Origin of the sequence: Klebsiella sp. JB_Kp042 (assembly GCF_040065275.1) — a bacterium.
GTDB classification, from domain to species: domain Bacteria; phylum Pseudomonadota; class Gammaproteobacteria; order Enterobacterales; family Enterobacteriaceae; genus Klebsiella; species Klebsiella quasipneumoniae.
The window spans coordinates 1-3,765 of sequence record NZ_JBEAJL010000057.1; the positions used below are offsets into that span (position 1 = coordinate 1).

General features: G+C 48.5%; 2 protein-coding genes and 3 pseudogenes. 2 read left to right on the plus strand and 3 right to left on the minus strand.

Annotation, left to right across the window (positions count from 1 at the left end; genetic code table 11):
- Nucleotides 1–51: 51 nt before the first annotated feature.
- The 3 genes and pseudogenes from ABLV54_RS12930 to ABLV54_RS12940 all read right to left on the minus strand — a co-directional run.
- Nucleotides 52–192, minus strand: a pseudogene (locus ABLV54_RS12930) (lysozyme); the annotation flags it as partial.
- Nucleotides 192–407, minus strand: a complete 216-nt coding sequence (locus ABLV54_RS12935; protein WP_017880269.1) for a class II holin family protein — start codon at nucleotides 405–407, stop codon at nucleotides 192–194. The pseudogene ABLV54_RS12930 and the gene ABLV54_RS12935, both read right to left, overlap by 1 nt.
- Nucleotides 408–1,411: 1,004 nt before the next feature.
- Nucleotides 1,412–2,109 (minus strand): IS1 family transposase gene (locus ABLV54_RS12940; RefSeq protein WP_316937336.1). Its coding sequence is split into 2 segments (ribosomal slippage): nucleotides 1,412–1,860 and nucleotides 1,860–2,109, totalling 699 coding nucleotides; the frame shifts between segments, so codons are not numbered across the junction.
- A 498-nt stretch (nucleotides 2,110–2,607) separates the two neighbouring features.
- On the opposite strand from ABLV54_RS12940, the pseudogene ABLV54_RS12945 reads away from it, so the two are divergent.
- A pseudogene (locus ABLV54_RS12945) lies at nucleotides 2,608–2,808 on the plus strand (transposase); the annotation flags it as partial.
- 3 nt (nucleotides 2,809–2,811) lie between these two features.
- Nucleotides 2,812–3,261, plus strand: a pseudogene (locus ABLV54_RS12950) (IS1 family transposase); the annotation flags it as partial.
- Between the last annotated feature and the right edge of the window lie 504 nt (nucleotides 3,262–3,765).

Sequence of the window (3,765 nt, forward strand, 5' to 3'; positions counted from 1 at the left end):
ACACAACCCGCTACGGGGGAGACTTACCCGAAATCTGATTTATTCAACAAAGCCTACCACATCCTGATAAGGGTCGTATCGCACTCCCTCAAGCCCATCATTACCCGTCGGGCCAGTAATGAGTGCAGAGGCAATCGCAAAGCCTCCACCGCCGACCGCAGCAAGAACGCTTTTACGTAGTGTCGGAGACATTATTCACCTCGCACAGCTTTTCGCCGGTCTTCTTTAATTTTGAAATACAGATTTGTCAGGTATGTCAGCAAGCCAAATACCAAACTTCCCAGAACACCGATAGCGGCCCACTGAGATGGGGATACTTTGTCGAGCAATTGCAACATCCAGAACCCCGCGTTACCTGCGGACGTTCCGTAGGCAATACCTGTTGTTAGCTTGTCCATTCGATACATACTCCACCTCCGGGTTAACGGGGTGCTTTGTGCGTGTAGGGGGTCAGGCCCATCGGGCTGATTTAACAACGAGCCGTATCGATGATGATTCCCGTGAGCCTGAAATGAAAAAGGCCACGCAAATGCGCATCCTTTGAATAGATCCGCTGGAAAAGAACAGCCCACGCGTTAACGTGGGCTTGAGGTGAAGTTGTGGTGCCGGGTGCCTCCCGGTAAGCCTTTGGTCAGCCACCATGACTCGCGCATTCGGTTTAGCAATAAAACAATACTGTTTACACCCCTCCGCTCAGGGGGATTCACCACCCATAAAACTTAACATCTCAATAACGTCTCTTCAATGCCAAACGTCGCCATGACCTATTTTTTCGGCGTAAAGCATCCTTCTGTTCCGCTTCTTATTGCTTTGAGCCTCACTCCGTTGAAGGGGAAAGGAGTTCCTGCAAATGAATCCATCGCCTTCCTTGTTTTGATGATTTATTTGGGCAGATTACGAGCAAAAAAAAACCGCCAGAGAAGCGGGAAGAAAATTGGCAGCCAAGGCTGTAACGAAAGGAAGGTGCACCTAATAGTCCGAGCTACCGATTTACCAGGAAGCATTCACTTTTGCCGTTACGTTCTATAAATATAGAAGGGCAACCGCAAAAGTAAACCCACTATGAAATATTCAATATGCTTAGTGACAGTGTGGTGCCGGGTGCCTCCCGGTGAGCATGCCCCAGTCGGCATGGCCCGCGCTGCATTTACAGGTTTCTGTAACTGACTGGTCGCCCCTCCGCATAGGGGGATTCACCACCTCAATAATTTATGATGCAAACATTCAAAGTGTCAATATCTGACCATACCGCCAGCGCCTCTGCCATAATATAAGCCAACAACGCCCACTTAAATTGTATGCATTCTAATACTTAAAGCTATTGCGAAACCCTGACTCAATGTAGCACTCACTGATATCAGGTAAATACGATGTAAGTAAAATACTATCTACTGATGGTAATGACTCCAACTTACTGATAGTGTTTTATGTTCAGATAATGCCCGATGACTTTGTCATGCAGCGCCACCGATTTTGAGAACGACAGTGACTTCCGTCCCAGCCTTGCCAGATGTTGTCTCAGATTCAGGTTATGTCGCTCAATGCGCTGAGTGTAACGCTTGCTGATAACGTGCAGCTTTCCCTTCAGGCGTGATTCATACAGCGGCCAGCAATCCGTCATCCATACCACGACCTCAAAGGCCGACAGCAGGCTCAGAAGACGCTCCAGTGTGGCCAGAGTGCGTTCACCGAAGACGTGCGCCACAATCGTCCTCCGTATCCTGTCATACGCGTAAAACAGCCAGCGCTGACGTGATTTAGCACCGACGTAGCCCCACTGTTCGTCCATTTCAGCGCAGACAATCACATCACTGCCCGGCTGTATGCGCGAGGTTACCGACTGCGGCCTGAGTTTTTTAAGTGACGTAAAATCGTGTTGAGGCCAACGCCCATAATGCGGGCGGTTGCCCGGCATCCAACGCCATTCATGGCCATATCAATGATTTTCTGGTGTGTACCGGGTTGAGAGGCGGTGTAAGTGAACTGTAGCTGCCATGTTTTACGGCAGTGAGAGCAGAGATAGCGCTGATGTCCGGCAGTGCTTTTGCCGTTACGCACCACCCCGTCAGTAGCTGAGCAGGAAGGACATCTGATGGAAATGGAAGCCACGCAAGCACCTTAAAATCACCATCATACACTAAATCAGTAAGTTGGCAGCATTACCAAAGCGTGCGTATTGCCTGAAAACACAACCCGCTACGGGGGAGACTTACCCGAAATCTGATTTATTCAACAAAGCCTATTAAAATTAGACATGCTTATGGCTCACATTTCCAGATAGTATTTTGCACCCCACTACCTTTCGGTAAGTTCGGGTTCATATTAGCGCTATGGAGATAAACTGCTTTCGATTTGCCATATTGCTGGCACGCCTTAACAGCAGTGTTATGCAAACTATCCAGCCCGTACCAAGCATCGGACTGAATACTGACCTTTTCACCATCATTATACTGGACTGCTGCGCACCCCGACAGAGCACCTATAATCACAACACCTATAAACAGTCGAATCCTTTTCATTGCGTTCCCCTACGATTACTGAGGCGGATTATAGGGTATGCAGCAAAACCTTTCGAGGCTTTGTTGAATAAATCGAACTTTTGCTGAGTTGAAGGATCAGATCACGCATCTTCCCGACAACGCAGACCGTTCCGTGGCAAAGCAAAAGTTCAAAATCACCAACTGGCCCACCTACAATAAAGCCCTCATCAACCGTGGCTCCATAACTTTCTGGCTGGATGATGAAGCTATTCAGGCCTGGTATGAGTCAGCAACACCTTCTTCACGAGGCAGACCTCAGCGCTTTACGACACTTAAAAAACTCAGGCTGCAGTCGGTAAACTCACGCATACAACCGGGCAGTGACGTCATTGTTTGCGCGGAAATGGACGAACAGTGGGGTTACGTCGGCGCTAAATCACGCCAGCGCTGGTTGTTTTACGCGTATGACAGGATACGGAGGACGGTTGTGGCGCACGTATTCGGTGAACGCACGCTGGCCACGCTGGAGCGTCTTCCGGGCCTGCTGTCGGCCTTTGAGGTCGTGGTATGGATGACGGATGGCTGGCCGCTGTATGAATCACGCCTGAAGGGAAAGCTGCACGTTATCAGCAAGCGTTACACTCAGCGCATTGAGCGGCATAACCTGAATCCTTGGCCGCATCTGGCAAGGCTGGGACGGAAGTCACTGTCGTTCTCAAAATCGGTGGAGCTGCATGACAAGGTCATCGGGCATTATCTGAACATAAAACACTATCAGTAAGTTGGAGTCATTACCGATCATCATGAGATTACAGTCGTACACAGCAACCTTTCAAAAAATCAACGCTCATTCAAAAAATAGTTCAGGATTTATTATCAGCAAGCATCGCTTTCATTGTCTATGACTATATATGGCCAAAGTAAAAGAACAGTAGATACATCACATTTGCATGTATTTTAATGAGTAACTATATTCATTTGTAATAAAAAATGTGGTGCCGGGTGCCTCCCGGTAAGCCGCCGCCAGCCCACGGACGACTCGCAAAGCGCAAAAATGATTCAGACTGGATATGCCCCTCCGCATAGGGGGATTCACCACATATACAAATTAACATTATAACAACATTTCTTCAATGCTTTATGGCTGTATGAGAGGTACTGATTGAATGCATCTCGCGGATGACCCTGTAGTATCGTCGGAAATCAAAAAAACCGCAAATTACGGGTGCTGGGCAAGCGCCTGCCGGTACGTATTCAGACAGATAACGGCAGCGAGTTTATCTCG

Excerpts from the sequence above, each read along its gene's own strand:
- ABLV54_RS12935 (WP_017880269.1), bottom strand. The coding sequence starts at position 407 with ATGTATCGAATGGACAAGCTAACAACAGGTATTGCCTACGGAACGTCC.